This window comes from Dactylosporangium sp. NPDC048998 (assembly GCF_043197855.1).
In the GTDB taxonomy this organism is placed as follows: Bacteria; Actinomycetota; Actinomycetes; order Mycobacteriales; family Micromonosporaceae; genus Dactylosporangium.
In genome coordinates, this window is sequence record NZ_JBICTV010000010.1 from 276,271 (window position 1) to 290,395 (window position 14,125).

The 14,125-nt window shown below is 72.2% G+C and carries 19 protein-coding genes; 11 read left to right on the forward strand and 8 right to left on the reverse strand.

The window, feature by feature from the left end; translation table 11 throughout:
- Positions 1–30: 30 nt before the first annotated feature.
- Positions 31–162: a hypothetical protein gene (locus ACGFI8_RS24515; protein WP_392808220.1), complete on the forward strand. Its 132-nt coding sequence runs from the start codon at positions 31–33 to the stop codon at positions 160–162.
- Between the two features lie 84 nt (positions 163–246).
- Entirely contained in the window at positions 247–681 is a 435-nt protein-coding gene (locus tag ACGFI8_RS24520) for a hypothetical protein (protein WP_392808222.1), read from the forward strand.
- Here ACGFI8_RS24520 and ACGFI8_RS24525 read toward each other — a convergent pair.
- The 3 genes from ACGFI8_RS24525 to ACGFI8_RS24535 form a co-directional block, all read right to left on the reverse strand.
- Positions 570–1,538, reverse strand: a complete 969-nt coding sequence (locus ACGFI8_RS24525) for a helix-turn-helix transcriptional regulator (RefSeq protein ID WP_392808223.1) — start codon at positions 1,536–1,538, stop codon at positions 570–572. The two genes, ACGFI8_RS24520 and ACGFI8_RS24525, sit on opposite strands and share 112 nt — an antisense overlap.
- A 4-nt stretch (positions 1,539–1,542) precedes the next feature.
- On the reverse strand, positions 1,543–2,490 hold the full coding sequence (locus ACGFI8_RS24530; RefSeq protein WP_392808225.1) for an SDR family oxidoreductase: 948 nt from the start codon (positions 2,488–2,490) through the stop codon (positions 1,543–1,545).
- A gap of 514 nt (positions 2,491–3,004) precedes the next feature.
- Positions 3,005–3,544: a DUF6939 family protein gene (locus ACGFI8_RS24535; RefSeq protein WP_392808227.1), complete on the reverse strand. Its 540-nt coding sequence runs from the start codon at positions 3,542–3,544 to the stop codon at positions 3,005–3,007.
- 58 nt (positions 3,545–3,602) lie between these two features.
- Here ACGFI8_RS24535 and ACGFI8_RS24540 point away from each other — a divergent pair, with 58 nt between their 5' ends.
- Both ACGFI8_RS24540 and ACGFI8_RS24545 read left to right on the forward strand, forming a co-directional pair.
- On the forward strand, positions 3,603–4,082 hold the full coding sequence (locus tag ACGFI8_RS24540; RefSeq protein WP_392808229.1) for an ATP-binding protein: 480 nt from the start codon (positions 3,603–3,605) through the stop codon (positions 4,080–4,082).
- A gap of 89 nt (positions 4,083–4,171) precedes the next feature.
- A complete protein-coding gene (locus ACGFI8_RS24545) occupies positions 4,172–4,501 on the forward strand; it encodes an STAS domain-containing protein (RefSeq protein ID WP_392808318.1) in 330 nt (109 codons plus the stop codon).
- Here the strand turns inward: ACGFI8_RS24545 and ACGFI8_RS24550 are convergent.
- Positions 4,475–5,581: an ROK family protein gene (locus tag ACGFI8_RS24550; RefSeq protein ID WP_392808230.1), complete on the reverse strand. Its 1,107-nt coding sequence runs from the start codon at positions 5,579–5,581 to the stop codon at positions 4,475–4,477. The two genes, ACGFI8_RS24545 and ACGFI8_RS24550, sit on opposite strands and share 27 nt — an antisense overlap.
- Positions 5,582–5,624: 43 nt before the next feature.
- Here ACGFI8_RS24550 and ACGFI8_RS24555 point away from each other — a divergent pair, with 43 nt between their 5' ends.
- Entirely contained in the window at positions 5,625–6,872 is a 1,248-nt protein-coding gene (locus ACGFI8_RS24555) for an MFS transporter (protein WP_392808231.1), read from the forward strand.
- A 40-nt stretch (positions 6,873–6,912) separates the two neighbouring features.
- Here ACGFI8_RS24555 and ACGFI8_RS24560 read toward each other — a convergent pair whose 3' ends face one another.
- Complete coding sequence (locus tag ACGFI8_RS24560; protein WP_392808232.1) at positions 6,913–8,016, reverse strand: hypothetical protein; 1,104 nt, start codon at positions 8,014–8,016, stop codon at positions 6,913–6,915.
- A gap of 28 nt (positions 8,017–8,044) precedes the next feature.
- Positions 8,045–8,257 (reverse strand): hypothetical protein, encoded by a 213-nt coding sequence (locus ACGFI8_RS24565; RefSeq protein WP_392808233.1) that lies wholly within the window; start codon positions 8,255–8,257, stop codon positions 8,045–8,047.
- A 186-nt stretch (positions 8,258–8,443) separates the two neighbouring features.
- Here ACGFI8_RS24565 and ACGFI8_RS24570 point away from each other — a divergent pair, with 186 nt between their 5' ends.
- The 5 genes from ACGFI8_RS24570 (at position 8,444) to ACGFI8_RS24590 (ending at position 11,610) form a co-directional block, all read left to right on the forward strand.
- Entirely contained in the window at positions 8,444–8,785 is a 342-nt protein-coding gene (locus tag ACGFI8_RS24570; protein WP_392808235.1) for a hypothetical protein, read from the forward strand.
- A complete protein-coding gene (locus tag ACGFI8_RS24575; protein ID WP_392808237.1) occupies positions 8,785–9,234 on the forward strand; it encodes a MerR family transcriptional regulator in 450 nt (149 codons plus the stop codon). Before ACGFI8_RS24570 ends, ACGFI8_RS24575 begins: the two co-directional genes overlap by 1 nt.
- Complete coding sequence (locus ACGFI8_RS24580) at positions 9,231–9,554, forward strand: hypothetical protein (RefSeq protein WP_392808239.1); 324 nt, start codon at positions 9,231–9,233, stop codon at positions 9,552–9,554. Before ACGFI8_RS24575 ends, ACGFI8_RS24580 begins: the two co-directional genes overlap by 4 nt.
- Positions 9,555–9,611: 57 nt before the next feature.
- Complete coding sequence (locus ACGFI8_RS24585) at positions 9,612–10,658, forward strand: arsenic resistance protein (RefSeq protein ID WP_392808241.1); 1,047 nt, start codon at positions 9,612–9,614, stop codon at positions 10,656–10,658.
- 88 nt (positions 10,659–10,746) lie between these two features.
- Positions 10,747–11,610, forward strand: coding sequence for an aminoglycoside phosphotransferase family protein (locus ACGFI8_RS24590; protein WP_392808243.1), 864 nt, complete (start codon positions 10,747–10,749; stop codon positions 11,608–11,610).
- A 19-nt stretch (positions 11,611–11,629) separates the two neighbouring features.
- On the opposite strand, the gene ACGFI8_RS24595 is transcribed toward ACGFI8_RS24590, so the two are convergent.
- Entirely contained in the window at positions 11,630–12,253 is a 624-nt protein-coding gene (locus tag ACGFI8_RS24595; protein WP_392808245.1) for a hypothetical protein, read from the reverse strand.
- 20 nt (positions 12,254–12,273) lie between these two features.
- On the opposite strand from ACGFI8_RS24595, the gene ACGFI8_RS24600 reads away from it, so the two are divergent.
- A complete protein-coding gene (locus ACGFI8_RS24600; protein WP_392808247.1) occupies positions 12,274–12,771 on the forward strand; it encodes a hypothetical protein in 498 nt (165 codons plus the stop codon).
- A 212-nt stretch (positions 12,772–12,983) separates the two neighbouring features.
- Here the strand turns inward: ACGFI8_RS24600 and ACGFI8_RS24605 are convergent, their stop codons facing one another.
- Entirely contained in the window at positions 12,984–14,090 is a 1,107-nt protein-coding gene (locus tag ACGFI8_RS24605; protein WP_392808248.1) for a hypothetical protein, read from the reverse strand.
- Positions 14,091–14,125: the final 35 nt, after the last annotated feature.

Sequence of the window (14,125 nt, forward strand, 5' to 3'; positions counted from 1 at the left end):
CGGGCCCGGGGGTTCGCCGATGCTCGACGCATGACGAACCCCCACCCCTACGCCGCGCCGTCCAGGCTGCCGGCGCTGCAGTCCGGCGCCGGCATCGCCCGGCTCACCGGCGCCATGGCCGGCTCAGCCCTGGCCGACCTCGCCGCCGGCCTGCTCGGCTGAGCCCGCCGCCCGCCGGCCGGCCTCGCTGAGTGATTCACAGGTTTCCTCAGGCTGGTCACAACCGGCGGGGGGAGGCTGAGCCGCATGGCAGTAGCGGGAGCATCGAGAATCGTGCGCTGGTACGCCTACGCGGGGTGTCTGACGGTCGTTCCGTTCGTCGGGTACGGGTTTCGGCTGCCGTGGTACGGCACGGCGGTCGTGCTCGGCGGGGCGCTCGCCGCGTGGGCCCTGATGATGACGCTGATCCGGCCCACCGCGGTGCGGCTGCCGCTGCCCGGGGTGTGGGCGGCCGCGGGGCTGCTGGCGGTGTACGGCACCGCGAGCCTCATGCTGCAGGGCACGATCAGCCCGGGCGCGCTCGCCGCAGGCGGCTACGGGTGGGCGCTCGCCGTCGCCGCGCTGTCGTATCAGCGCCGGTACAGCGCGGCGGTGCGCTCCGCCGCCGCGGCGACCATGTCCCGCAGCTCCGGCGGGGCCACGATCTCCGCCTCCGGGCCCAGGGCGAGCAGCTGGGTGTAGGCGACGGGCACCGACTCCACCGGCAGCTCGACGGTGACCCAGCCGTCCGCGCCCGGCGGGCCGGCGCCCTCGGCCGCGACCCGGTAGGCGACCGCCTCGACGGCGAAGCGCAGCAGGCGCAGGCCGGCCGGGCTGAGCCGCACCGTGACCGTCTCGGCCAGCAGGGCGCGCTCGAACTCGGCGGCCCGCCGCGACCAGAACGACGCCAGGTCGAAGCCCTCGTCGCGGCCGAAGCGCTCGTCGGTGGCCGTCGCCGCGCGGACCCGGTCCACGCGGTAGGTGCGCTCCTCGGCGCCGACGCGGCCCACGAGGTACCAGACCCCGTTCTTGAGGACAAGGCCGAGCGGCTCGACGGTGCGGGTCACCTCGCCGGCCCGCCCGGCGTAGGTCAGCGCGACGACGCGGTCCTCCCACACGGCCCGGGCGAGCTCGGCCAGCCGCGGCGGCGGCTCGGCGTCGCGGAACCAGCCCGGCGCGTCGAGGTGGAAGCGCTGCCGGGCGCGCGCCGACGCCTCGCGCAACGAGTCCGGCAGCGCGGCGGCGACCTTCAGCTGCGCCGCGGCGAGGGCCTCGCCGAGGCCCATGTCCCGCGCCGGGCCGGGCAGCCCCGACAGGAACAGCGCCTCGGCCTCGGCCCGGCTGAGCCCGTTGAGCCGGGTGCGGTAGCCGTCGAGCAGCCGGTACCCGCCGGCCCGGCCCTGCTCCGCGTAGACGGGCACGCCCGCGGCGGACAGGGCCAGGATGTCGCGGTAGATCGTGCGCTCGGAGACCTCGAGCTGCTCGGCCAGCTCGGCGGCCGTGCGCGGGCCGCCGGCCTGCAGCAGCAGCACGAGCGAGATGAGCCGGGAGACGCGCACCGGACTAACGGTAGCCCTCGGTGCCGCCCGCGCGGCCGGCCGCGACCACCTCGGCCTCATAGCGCCACCAGTCGGGGCGGCTGCCGTCGGCGTCGGTGAAGCCGTACTCCTTCGCCAGCCCCGCGCTGGACAGCGAGGCGCCGTTCCAGCGCGCCACGTGCGGGTCGGCGGCCAGCGCGGCGACGGCGCGCCCGACGTACACCGGCGTCTCCGACATCGCGAAGTGCGGGTCCTTCGCCGCGCCGTCGCGCCAGCCGGCCTCGGTGACGCCGAAGTGCTCGAGCATCAGCTCGGAGCGCAGCCAGCCGGGCGTGAGCGCGACCGCGGTGCCGCCGAACGACCTGAGCTCCTCGGACAGCGCGAACGCCATGCGCAGCACGGACGCCTTGGCCAGGTCGTAGAAGAACGAGACGCGGTACCGCCGGTCGTTGTACTCCGCCGTGCCGTCGGTCATCTCCACCACCAGCCCGCCCGGGTTGCGGATCAGCAGCGGCAGCGCGGCGTGGCTGGTGACGATGTGCGTGTCGATCGCCAGGCGCAGGATGTGCAGGCCGACCTCGAGGTCGTCCTCCCACAGCTTCTTGTCCCAGCTGAACAGCCCCTCGGCGCCCCAGATGTCGTTGACGAGCACGTCGAGGCGCCCATGCTCGGCGTCGATGCGCTCCACGACGCCGCGCACCTGCGCCGGGTCGAGGTGGTCGGCGCCGATCGCGATGCCGACGCCGCCCGCGGCCGTGACCATCTCGGCGGTCTCCTCGATGGTCTCCGGCCGGTTCATCTCGGAGCGGCGCGAGCGGGTGGTCCGTCCGGTGGCGTACACGGTCGCGCCCGCGGCGCCGAGCTGCACGGCGATCTGCCGCCCGGCGCCGCGAGTGGCGCCGGCGACGAGCGCGACCCGCCCGGCGAGCGAGCCGGGCGCGGCGCCGGGGATTCCGGTGAGTGCTGGGTTCATGCGGGTCACGGTGCCAGGAAAACCTGACAGGGTACGTCGGTGTTTCCGCCCACCCTGAATCTGTCCACAAGGGACACCGCTGCGGCTCGCTCCGGACGGGCTACCTCCTACGCTGCGGGACGCCCGCCGAACCGCCACGGGTGAACCCGGGCTCGCGACGCCGACACGTCGCAGCGCACCGCAGCACGTCACGGGGCGGCACCGTCTCGTCCTGGCCCGGCGCGGTCCCGGCCACGCCCTGGACTGGCACCGACCGGCCGCCGCTCGCCGGCCGCGCCTCTCAGCGACCGCCGGCACAGCCCCGCAGCGCCGTGCAGTCGCGCTGCTGCCCAATCGCCCGCGCGCCGACCGAACGCCGTCGCGTCACGCAGCTACCTGAGCACCGCCCCCTTGCACGCAACCGCGTAGGCGTTGTCCCGTCACGCAATCGCCCGCGCGGCGGCCCGAGGGTGTGGCGTCCGCCGACGGCCCAGCGCTGGCGAGTGGGTAACCGCGAGCCGCCAAGCCCGAGGGGTCACCCGGGTGGCCACTCGTTCAGGACGTGTAATCGGATCAGGGCCGCGTGGGAGAGCGGCTTCGTCAGGTCGGACACGTCGCCGTTGGTCGTGTAGTCGAGCAGGGCGACCGGGCCGGCGGTGGCCAGGGCGCGCAGCTGGGTCAGCTCGGCGCCGAGGTGACGGTCGAGGACGAAACGGTAGGCCGGCAGGTAGATGCGCCGGCGCGCGGTCTCGTAGTCGAGCAGGTCCGTGCCGTCGAGGCCGGCGCGGTGGCCGCGGACCGGGCCGAAGCGGCGCACCGTGCGCTTCAGGCCGGTCATGCGCGTCGCGGTCAGCAGGTCGCGGTCGACGCCGGCGGTGTCGAACACCTTCAGAGCCTGCCAGATCGCCTCGACGGAGGTGCCGACCGCGCCCGGGCTCAGCGGCACGGGGATGCCGCCGTGCGGATAGAACGGGCTGCAACGCACCCACGGGTGTGGGCCGCGGGAGGTCACGTCGATGACGGTGGCAACCGAACCGGCGGCGCGGCTGCGGTGGTGCACGACCCGGATGTCCATGGCTGGCATCTTGCCCGAGGGGTACGACAGTTTTCGGTTTGCGCAGGGTGGGTACGCCGTGGACGCGACGAAGGAGGAAGATGTGCCGCAGCAGGAGATGCGCCTGCAGTTCTCGCTGGAGCTGCCGCGCGACGCCGCTTTGGTCCGTGATGCGCGGCGGACCCTCGACGGGGCCCTCGCGGGCGCCGGCGTGGCCCAGGACTGTCGCGACGACATCCGGCTCGCGCTCACCGAGGCCTGCGGAAACGTGGTGTCGCACGCAAGCCTCGCCAGCCGCTACCACATCGAGGTCACGGTCGACGAGAGCGAGTGCGTGATCGAGGTCACCGACGACGGCGGCGGCTTCGACCCGGCGCTGGTGCCGGCGGTGGACGCGCAGGAGCCGGCGCACGAGCCGGCCCGGCTGCGCGAGAACGGCCGCGGCCTGCACGTTCTCGCCGCCGTGGTGGAGCGCCTGGACGTGGTTTCGGTGGAGGACACCGGCACGCTCGTGCGGTTCAGCAAGCACCTGACATGGGACCCGTCCGGACGAGAGTAATCGGCCGTTCGGACGTATGCTTACCCGGACGAACGTACGATGCCGGGCACCTTCACGCAGTGGACATCGAGAGAAAGGGCGGGACGCCGATGCAGGTCACCTCGACGGTCGACGGACTGCGCGCCGTGGTCACGGCGAGCGGGGAGCTGGACGTCGCGACCGCGCCTGAGCTGCGGGCATACCTGCACAAGCTGGTCGATGACGGCGCATCGACGCTGGTGATCGACCTGAGCGACGTCGGCTTCCTCGACTCCACCACGCTGGGTGTGCTGATCAGCGCGCACAAGCGCCTCGCGGAGTCCGGCGGCGTCGTCGAGCTGGTAATCCCCCACGCGCGGCTGCTGCGCATCTTCCAGATCACCGGCCTGGACCGAGTGTTCACCATCCACCAGTCACCGACCGAGGCCGCCGTCCAGTGACGGGCGGCCGTAGGCGGCGTTGAGCACCTGCATCGCCGCGCCGGCCGCGATCACGTCGCCGCCCAGCGCCGACACGGACACGGTCACCGTGAGCCAGTCGGCGCGGGGCACCTGCAGGCGTACCGCCGAGGCCACCTCCTCGACGTAGACGTCATGGTGGCGCAGGAGGTCCGCGCCCGCCAGCACCACGTGGCCGACGTCGGTGGTCTGCAACAGGTTGACCACTCCGACGCCGAGCAGCCGCGCCGCGAGCGGCACGTCCCCGCCGTCCACCGCCCGGTCGTGCAGCACCTCCAGGCAGCCGCGCCGCCCGCACACGCACCGCGGGCCGTCGAACTGCACGACCGTGTGCCCGAACTCGCCGGCGTTGGTGTGCGTGCCGCGATAGGCCGCGCCGCCGAGCCAAAGGCCGGCGCCGATGCCGGACTCGACCATGATGAGGACGCCGTCGCGGAAGTCGCCGCCGCGGCGCCATGCCTCCGCCGTGACGCCCGCGGTCACGTCTTTGTCCAGGTGTACCGGCATCAGCAGGCGCTTCGCGGCGAGCTCCCGCAACGGAACGTCATGCCAGTGCCGCAGCCGGTGCGCGTCGCGGACGATGCCGTTGGCGTGGTCGAGCGGCCCGACCATGCCGATGCCGATGCCGAGGAGCCGCGCCGGGTCCACGGGCCGGCGCCGCAGCAGCGCCTCGCGCGCCGCGTCCACCCGCGACAGCAGCTGCTCGGGCGTGAAGTCGTCCGGCAGCGATACCACCTCACCGGCCACCACCTCGCCGAGCAGGTCGGTGAGCACCAGCCGGACGCGGGTGCGGGCAACGTGCACGCCGATGGCGTACCGGCTCGAGGGCACGATCCGGTAGATCGTGGCCGGCTTGCCCACACCCCGGCGGCGCACGCCGGCCGGCTCGATCAGCCCGTCGCCGGCGAGCCGCGCGAGCACCTTCGACACCGCCTGCGGGGTGAGGCCGGTCGCGGCGGCGATCGACGAGCGGTCGAACTGCGGTGCGGTCCGGGCGAGGCCCACCACGAGCGCGTCGTTGTACCCGCGCAGATATCCGAGGCCGGCGCCGGGCGTGTCCATGACCACAATCCTATAACGCAACGCTGTTGCTAAACTGGCCGGCATGGAGGACCTCACCGCGGTTCGCCGCTGGACCGCGCTGCTGGCCCTGTCCCTGGGCGGCTTCGGCATCGGACTGACCGAGTTCGTGGCCATGGGGCTGCTGCCGGACATCTCCGAGGATTTACTGCCGCAGCTGTACGCCCATTCGCCCGCGAAGGCCGTCGCGCACGGTGGTTGGATGATCACCGCGTACGCGCTCGGGGTGGTCGTGGGCGCTCCCACGATCGCGGCGCTGACCGCGCGACTGCCCCGCAAGACGCTGGTCGTGGGCCTGCTGGGGCTCTTCACATTCGGTACCGTCGCATCGGCTCTTGCTCCTGGCTTCTGGCTGGTCCTCGTCGCACGCTTCGTGGCCGCCCTGCCACACGGCGCCTACTTCGGCGCCGCCGGGCTCGTCGCGGCGTCGATCATCGGCCCCGGCAGCCAGGCCAAGGGGTTCGCCGCCGTGCTCGGCGGCCTGACCGCGGCGAACGTGTTCGGCGTGCCCCTCATCACGCGGCTGGGCCAGGCCGCGAGCTGGCGGGTCGCATACCTCGCGATCGCCGCGATGTTCGCCCTCACGCTCGTGTTCGTCGCGCTCACCGTGCCGAGGACCCCCGCCGACCCGGCCGGCTCGCCGCGCGCCGAGCTGCGCGCGTTCCGCAGCCCGCAGGTGTGGCTGGTCGCGATCACCGCCGCGGTCGGCTTCGGCGGGTTCTTCGCCATCGACAGCTACATCGCGCCGGTCACCACGCACGTCGCGCACCTGTCCGAGGGCGCGGTACCGTGGGTGCTCGTCGCGGTGGGCCTCGGCATGACCGTCGGTAACGCCCTCGGCGGCTGGGCCTCCGACCGCAACCTGCGCCGCAGCCTGCTGAGCGGGTTCGTCATCTTCATCGCGAGCATGGCCGCGTTCGCGATCCTCGCCCACAACCGTTACACGCTGTTCGCGGGCGCCTTCCTCATCGGCGCCGCGGGGCTGTTCCTGGGCCCGGCGATGCAGTCGCGCCTGATCGGCGTGGCGCCGGGCGCGCAGCTGATGGGCGCGGCGGTGAACCAGTCGGCGATGAACATCGCCAACAGTCTCGGCGCCGCGCTGGGCGGCCTGGTCATCGCCGCCGGCTGGGGATACGTCGCGCCGAGCTGGGTCGGGGTGGCGCTGGGCGTCGCCGGGTTCGCGCTGGCCGGAGCGAGCTTCGCGCTGGAGTCCCGCTCATCGCGACGACGGGACCGCACAGCGCGCGACGCGGACCTGGCCCCGGTCGGCTGACGCACCGATCTTTTTTGACGAACGCGTTCGGTCGGGCTTGTTATCGCGTCCAGTAACGAACGCGTTCGGTCGGGCGGAACGGGCCCAGCACGAGGCCGCGGTTGGCGCCGCCGCGGATCGCGAACTGGGTCTGCACCGGCAGGGGCACGCCGGCGATGCGGACCGGGCGGCGCACCTCGTAGAGGGGCGAGAACGGCGGCTCGTAGTAGCAGGTGTCGCCGTAGCGGGGCACGTGGTACCACAGGTCGCCGCTGCGTAAGCCGGCCTCGACCTGCGCCTGGATGGCCAGCGTCGCCGAGGGGTTCGGATCGGTGCGCCACATCTCGGCGACCGCCTGCCGCGCCTGCGGGTTCTGCTGCCAGCGCGCCAGCGTGGCCCGGTCGGTCATGCACCACACGTCGAAGCGCGGACCGGCCAGCAGCGAGGGCATCGCGGCCAGCTGCCCGACGCGGAACCACAGCTCCAGGGCCCGCTTGAGGTTCTGCTCGATGAGCTCGTGCAGCGCCGCGTGGTGGCGCCCGGTGCGCAGCCCCGCGGCGTACTCCACTGCCGCCACCGCCGCCGCGGTGTCCTGGTGCAGCCGGTTGACCGCGGACTCGAACTGCGGCGGCACCCCGGTGCGTACCAGCGCGTGCAGGGCCACCTCGACCTGCTCGCGGACCGGCGTGACGGCCGCCTGCAGCGCGGTCAGGTGCTCGGGCGGGCAGGTGACGACCTCCGCCCAGGCCGGCAGCGGCGCGGGCAGCACGGTGTGCATGGCGATGTCGTACTCCGGGTTGGCCCGCGCCTGCCGGGCCCGCGACACCCACTCACCGACCGCCGCCAGCCACGCCGCCGCCTGGTCGAACGTCACCGGCGGCACGTATCCGGCGGTGCCCGGCCGCGCGGCGTAATCGGCGTCCAGGAACGTCTCGCCGAGCGTCTGCAGCACGAACGCGTTCCACGCCGCCAGCAGCTGACTCTCCGCCGCGGTCGGCACGTTCCACAGCGAGGGCAGCCGCTCGCGCAGCTCGTCGGCCGCGAGGATCTCGTCGTACGCGCTGCGCCCGGCCACGCGCAGCGCCTCCAGATAGACGGTGTCCCGCTCTCCGGCCAGGCCTGCCCGCAGCCGCGTCAGGAAGCTCGGGTGGTGCGATTCCGCCACGAGCACAAGGTAACGCCCTGGGTCTAGATCAACCGGCCCGGGCGGAACGCCCGGCAACCTCGGCAAGGTCGCCCATGTCCACTCCGGCCTGCGCCAACAGCTCCGCGACCCGCCCGATCGTCAGGAAATCGACCACGTTGTCACCGTGAATGAGCCGGTACCACCTGGACCCGCTCTGATGCCGCACGACCTCGACGCGCCACTGCCCGCCGGGCGTCTGCATAGCACCGATGACCTTCACGTAGCGAGGCTACTTCGCGCCCTGACCTGGACAAAGGCTAGATCGACAACTACAGCGGTGTAGTTTCCCGAACGCGTACGCCCGGTCGCCCGGTGATGTGGAGTTGCATCCGGTACCTAGGTACAGGCTTACCGTCGAGGGGCGGCGCCGAACCGGCGCCTACAACGCCAGCTCAAGGAGCCTGCAATGCCGTTCGACGTCCCTGATGCGTGCACCCTGCCGACCGCCGAGCAGCCGCTGCGGCTGGCCGAGTTCGACGCGCTGTTCAGCACCGCCGTCCGCGCGTTCGAGATGGTGAGTCCCACCCACGCCCGGATGCGGCTGACCGGCCCGGCCGGGCTCGCGGCCACCGTTCGCGACCTGGCCGCTCGCGAGACGGAGTGCTGTTCGTTCTTTGCCTTCGTCGTCACGCCTGAGCCGGCCGGCGACATCGAGGGCGAGGTGCTCGTCCTCGATGTCGAGGTGCCCGCCGCCTATACCGATGTGCTCGCCTCCCTGGCCGGGCGTGCGAGCGCGGCGGCGGCCTGATGGTCTTCCCTGAACGCGCTGGGCTGGGTACCGGCGAGGTGGCCGAGCAGGCTGGCGTGAACATCCAGACGCTGCGCTACTACGAGCGGCGTGGACTGCTTGCCCCGCCGGGCCGCTCCTTGGGCGGGCACCGGATCTACCCGGCCGACACCGTCGCGCTGCTCCAGGTGATCAAGGCGGCGCAGCGGCTCGGGTTCACCCTGGACGAGGTCGCCGAACTGCTCGACACCGGTCGCCGCCGGCACCCCACTTCGGACCTGCGGCAACGGGCGATCGACAAGATCGCTGAGATCGACGCGAAGATCGCCGATCTGACCGCGATCCGCGGGGCGCTGACCGAGGTCGTCGACGCCCGTTGCGACAGCCTCACCAACTGCACCTGTTCCGACTGCCCGATCCCGTTTCTTACCATCGGCACCGCCGACGACCCCCTCGGAGATCGCACATGAGCCTGCCCCTACGGCCGTCGCCCACCCGCCACCACGACACGCCGCCGGCGGTGGACAACGACCCGCCGATGCGCAGCAAGGTCAGCGGCGCTCTCGCCGTCGTCGCGTGCGCCGCCTGCTGCGCCCTGCCGCTGCTCATCGCCGCCGGCGTGCTCACCACTGCCGGCGCTGCGATCGCGGAGAGGACCCTGCTGGCGGTATCGGCCGGCCTGGTCGTGGCCGCGCTCGGGATGTGGTGGCTGCACCGGCGGCGCAGCGCCCGGCGCGCCGCCGCGGCCAGCGCCGGCTGCGGATGCGGCGGTGGAGGATGCGGGTGCTGAACAGCGCCGGCGGTGCGGCCCGCACGGCGGCCGCACCGCCGTGGTTACCGGTCAAGATTGAGTGAGCCGGTCGGGTCGGTCGGCGGCGTGCAGGGGCGGGAGGCGTGGGTGTCGCAGGAGTCGCGCAGCGTGGTCGCATGGATGGAGCGGCATCAGATCGTCGTCTATCTTGGTGCGATAGCCGCCGGAGCGCTGGTCGGCTGGGTGGCACCGGGTGCTGGTCCAGGGCTGGAGCATGTGATCAATCCGGTGCTGGGCGCGTTGCTGTACGTAACGTTCCTGCAGGTGCCGGCTCGGGATCTGGTGCGCTCGTTGCGCGGTGGCCGGTTCCTCACGGCGGCGCTGGTAGTGAATTTCGTGGTGGTGCCGCTGGTGGTCGCGGCGATGTTCACGTTCTTGCCGGCCGATCAGGCCGTGCGGTTCGGTGTGCTGCTGGTGTTGCTCTGCCCGTGCGTGGACTACGTGATCGTGTTCAGCGGGCTGGCGGGTGGCAGCAGTGGCCGGTTGCTGGCCGCGACGCCGCTGCTGCTGATCGCGCAGATGGTGCTGCTGCCGCTGTTCCTGCTGCTGTTCCTGGGCTCGGGATTGGCCGACGCGGTTGAGGCCGGACCGTTCCTCGAGGCGTTCATCGCGTTGATCGCGATCCCACTCACGTTGGCCTGGCTCACACAGGCATGGGCTGCGCGGCAACGGGCTGGGGCGGCGGCCAGCACGGCGATGGGGGCGGTGATGGTGCCGCTGATGGCTGCGACGCTGTTCGTCGTGGTCGCCTCCCAGGTGCCCAAGCTGAACGACGACGTTTCCGTCGTGCTCGGCGTGGTGCCGTTCTATGTGGTGTTCCTGGTGGTGATGGCCTTCGCCGGGCTGGGCGTGGCTCGCCTGTTCCGGTTGGATGCCGCGGCGGGCCGGGCTGTGGTGTTCACCGGCGCGACCCGCAACTCGCTGGTGGTGTTGCCGCTGGCGCTGGCTCTGCCGGACCGGTTGAATATCGCCGCGGCGGTGGTGGTCACCCAGACGTTGGTGGAGGTGTTGGGCATGGTCGTCTACGTGCGGCTGGTGCCCCGACTCGTTCCAGCCGGCGGCGACGTTCCGCCGACGCAGTAGTCCTCGAACGGAGCCTTGTGACGTTGTGAGCATGACCTCGGATCCAGACACCGTCCCGGTACCTGATCGCCGCCTGGTCGACCCGAGCGTGGCGCGACGGCTGATCGCCAGGCAGTTCCCGCAGTGGGCCCACCTCCCCGTCCGGCCCGTCGCGACCAACGGTTGGGACAACCAGACCTTTCATCTCGGTGACCGCATGTCGATACGGCTGCCCACCGCTCGGGAGTATGCGCTGGCGGTCGGCAAGGAGCACCGATGGCTGCCGATCCTTGCGCCGCGGGTGCCGCTGCCGATATCCAAGCCGCTGGCAAAGGGCGATCCCGGCGCTGGGTTTGCCTTCCACTGGTCGGTGTACGAGTGGATCGACGGTGACCCCGCCGGCATCGACACCATCGGCGACCTGACCGAGTTCGCGGACAGCCTGGCCGCCTTCTTGGTCGCGCTGCGACGCGTCGATCCGACCGGAGGGCCCGAACCGGGGCTGCACAACTGGTTCCGTGGTGGGCCGCTGCACGTCTACGACGCCCAGACGCGACGGGCGGTCGAGGTGCTCGATGGTCATCTACCCCGGGATACCGTCACGGCGGTTTGGCAGTCGGCGCTGGAGGCGCCCTGGGACAGCCGGCCGCAGTGGTTCCACGGCGACGTGGCCCTGGGGAACCTCTTGGTCCGTGACGGCGCGCTGGCTGCCGTCATCGACTTCGGCACCTGCGGTGTCGGCGACCCCGCGTGTGACCTGGTGATCGCCTGGACACTTCTGTCGGGAACGAGCCGCGAAGCGTTCCGTGCCAGGCTCGACGTGGACCCCGTGACGTGGACCCGCGGGCGGGGGTGGGCGCTGTGGAAGGCGTTGATCATCTACGCCGGTGCGCTGCACAGCGACCATGCCGAGGCCGCGGAGGCGAAACGCGTCATCGACGAGGTGCTTACCGAATACGCGGAATCCGGTTGAATCAGGGGGCTGTCCGATGTCAGCCCCGAACGGCCTGTCGCCGCCAGGTGTCGGAATCCGCGGGATGCGTGGCGATCGTCAGCTCGCTGATGACGTTGTACAGCTGCAGCGCTCGTCCGTCGTCGAAGAGCAGTTCCAGCCCGGCCAAGATCCACGCCTGGAAGTGTTGTCCGTCGGCGCGCTCGAACCGAAAGTCGTGCTCCAGCACCCGCACCTGTCGCGCCACCGCACCGAGCACGCCGTCCAGCTCCGCCTGATGCGGATCGCCCCAGGCCAGCGCCTGGTCGGGCTCGTCCTGGTCGGGCGTGTCGATCGGCGCGTCGACGTCAATTGTGTCCCAGCTCAGGTACATCTGGTCGAAGCCGTCGAAGGCGAGCTCCAGACGCGTACCACCGAAATCGAGGATGAGCGGCTGGGTGGAGCACCACGCGCCGCCGATAACGAAGCACAGGCCTGTTGCCGATTCGAGCCGTCGCCCGACGAGCGCGTGGAGGCGCGGGCCGTGCACGCTGAGAACCTCGTTGGCACTGTCGGTCGCTTCGGGCTCGTAGCCGGCGATACCGAACATGACGTGATCGTAGGTCTGAAGGCCCGCATCCGCGTATGCGTGGGCAGTCGTGCCTGGATGTAGGGCAAGGCGCATTCAGATGATTTGATGGAATCGTGGCGGGATGGTGGACAGTCGTCGGAACGCTTGGCGGTGTGCTGGTGACGGCTGCGGTCGGGCTGGTCACGGCCATGCTGACACATCGGTGGCAGCAGGAGCGGCTGCGCTTGGAAGAACGGTTCGTTTCCGAGCGGGAGTTGCGGGCCACTCGGCGGGAGGTGTACGCGCGATACCTTGTGACGGCTCAGAGGCTGTTTGACACGGCGAATGCCCTGTATCGGCAACGTGCCGCCGCGCCCGCGGACGTCGCTGATGTGGTCGCCACGCTGCCGGCGGAACTGCGCGGCCCAGTCGCGGACAATGAGGCTGCGAGAGTCGAAGTCATGCTGCTCGCGACCGGTCCCGTACGCGCGGCTCTGGAAGCCTATGACCGCGCGCTATGGGACCTGTGGCCCCGGATGGCGTCCGGCACGGACCGCGCCGGCCAGCCGAATTGCACGCAGCTGTACCACCAGCTCGTGCATGCCATGCATGGTGAAATCCAAGGCAGCTGACCGGCGAATCGCCGTGATGAGCTGTTTCGTCTGGCCCGTCTGAAGCAACAGTGCCACCGGCCGGGGGCGCGGGGCGGCCGGCCGGGGGCGCCGCGCCGCCAGGCGGGTCGCGGCGCAACCGGGGAACGCGCTGCCGCAGGGAGGCGGCACCGCGGAGAGGCGGCTCCGCGGGGGCCGGTGGCGATGGGGCGCGGTGGTGTCGTGGTGGGCGGTCAGGCGGGGTCGGGCTGGCGCATCGGGACGATCAGGTAGCGCAGGTCGGCGGTCGCGGTGGTCACCTCCGTGGCTCGTAGTGCGGGCTGGATGCGCAGCTGCACGATCTCGCCCGGGAAGGCGCCCAGCGCGTCGGCGAGCAGGCGGGCCTGATACGACCGGGTCGCCTGGCCCGAGCGGACCGTGGCCTTCACCGTCTCCTCCGACTCGCCGCGCAACGGGTCGGAGGCCTGAACCAGCAGGGCGCCCTCGATCGACTGCAGGGTTACGCGGCCCTGCTGGCCGGCGTACGCCGCGGCGCGGTCGACGGCGTGGGCCAGCCCGTCGGCCTCGACCTCGACGATGCATTCCGGGGTGACGTCCAGGAGGCGATCGAACTGGAGGTCCGGGTAGGTGTCGCCGAGCGTCGGGGTCGTCACGCTCCCGCCGGGCCAGGACAGGCCGAACAGCTCGCCGGCGGCGTGCAGGCCCACGGTCTCGGCACGGCCCAGGACCGGAGCGACGCGCGCCAGCAGGCCCGCGGGTACGAGGGCGTCGAACGGGGCCGGCGCCTCGACGGCGATGGTGGCCACGGCGAGCCGATATCGGTCGGTGGCCAGTAGCGACAGGCTGCCCGCGGTGGCTCGCAGGCGCACGCCCGTGAAGATGGGCAGGGCGTGTTCGCGGGAGGCGGCGCCGGCGACCGCGGCCGTGGCGGTGCGTAGTGCGGGGCCGGGGGCCCGGCCCGTCTCCGGTGGCAGGGCTGCGGCCTGGGGCCACGCGGCGGCGAGCACGGGCAGCGCGAACCGCGCCCCGGGCACCCGGACGGCCATCCGACTGCCCTCGGCCACCAGTCGAGCCTCGGGCGCGTCGAGGCCGGCGAGGGTGTCGGCCAGGCCGCGACGCGAGACCAGTGCCTCGCCGGGCTCGTGCACGGTGGCCGGGACCCGCAGCCGTACGGTGAGCGCGCCGTCGGTGGCGGACAGGGCCAGGCCGTCCTCGTCGGCCCGCAGCAGCGCGGCGGCGTGGACCGGATGCGGGGAGCGGCCCGTGAGCAGCCGGACGGCAAGCGCGGCGGCCTCGGCCAGGAGGCGGACGGGTGCGGTGACGTCGAGGAGGCGGGTCATGGATGGAACATAGCGGTGGGGTACGACAAAAAATG

What these genes read in the sequence shown, in the direction of transcription:
- ACGFI8_RS24570 (WP_392808235.1), top strand. Translation starts at nt 8,444, where the DNA reads ATGCCGTTCGACGTCCCTGATGCGTGCACCCTGCCGACCGCCGAGCAG.
- ACGFI8_RS24595 (WP_392808245.1), bottom strand. Translation starts at nt 12,253, where the DNA reads ATGCGCCTTGCCCTACATCCAGGCACGACTGCCCACGCATACGCGGAT.
- ACGFI8_RS24605 (WP_392808248.1), bottom strand. Translation starts at nt 14,090, where the DNA reads ATGACCCGCCTCCTCGACGTCACCGCACCCGTCCGCCTCCTGGCCGAG.
- ACGFI8_RS24545 (WP_392808318.1), top strand. Translation starts at nt 4,172, where the DNA reads ATGCAGGTCACCTCGACGGTCGACGGACTGCGCGCCGTGGTCACGGCG.
- ACGFI8_RS24515 (WP_392808220.1), top strand. Translation starts at nt 31, where the DNA reads ATGACGAACCCCCACCCCTACGCCGCGCCGTCCAGGCTGCCGGCGCTG.
- ACGFI8_RS24530 (WP_392808225.1), bottom strand. Translation starts at nt 2,490, where the DNA reads ATGAACCCAGCACTCACCGGAATCCCCGGCGCCGCGCCCGGCTCGCTC.
- ACGFI8_RS24555 (WP_392808231.1), top strand. Translation starts at nt 5,625, where the DNA reads ATGGAGGACCTCACCGCGGTTCGCCGCTGGACCGCGCTGCTGGCCCTG.
- ACGFI8_RS24535 (WP_392808227.1), bottom strand. Translation starts at nt 3,544, where the DNA reads ATGGACATCCGGGTCGTGCACCACCGCAGCCGCGCCGCCGGTTCGGTT.
- ACGFI8_RS24550 (WP_392808230.1), bottom strand. Translation starts at nt 5,581, where the DNA reads ATGGACACGCCCGGCGCCGGCCTCGGATATCTGCGCGGGTACAACGAC.
- ACGFI8_RS24520 (WP_392808222.1), top strand. Translation starts at nt 247, where the DNA reads ATGGCAGTAGCGGGAGCATCGAGAATCGTGCGCTGGTACGCCTACGCG.
- ACGFI8_RS24575 (WP_392808237.1), top strand. Translation starts at nt 8,785, where the DNA reads ATGGTCTTCCCTGAACGCGCTGGGCTGGGTACCGGCGAGGTGGCCGAG.
- ACGFI8_RS24580 (WP_392808239.1), top strand. Translation starts at nt 9,231, where the DNA reads ATGAGCCTGCCCCTACGGCCGTCGCCCACCCGCCACCACGACACGCCG.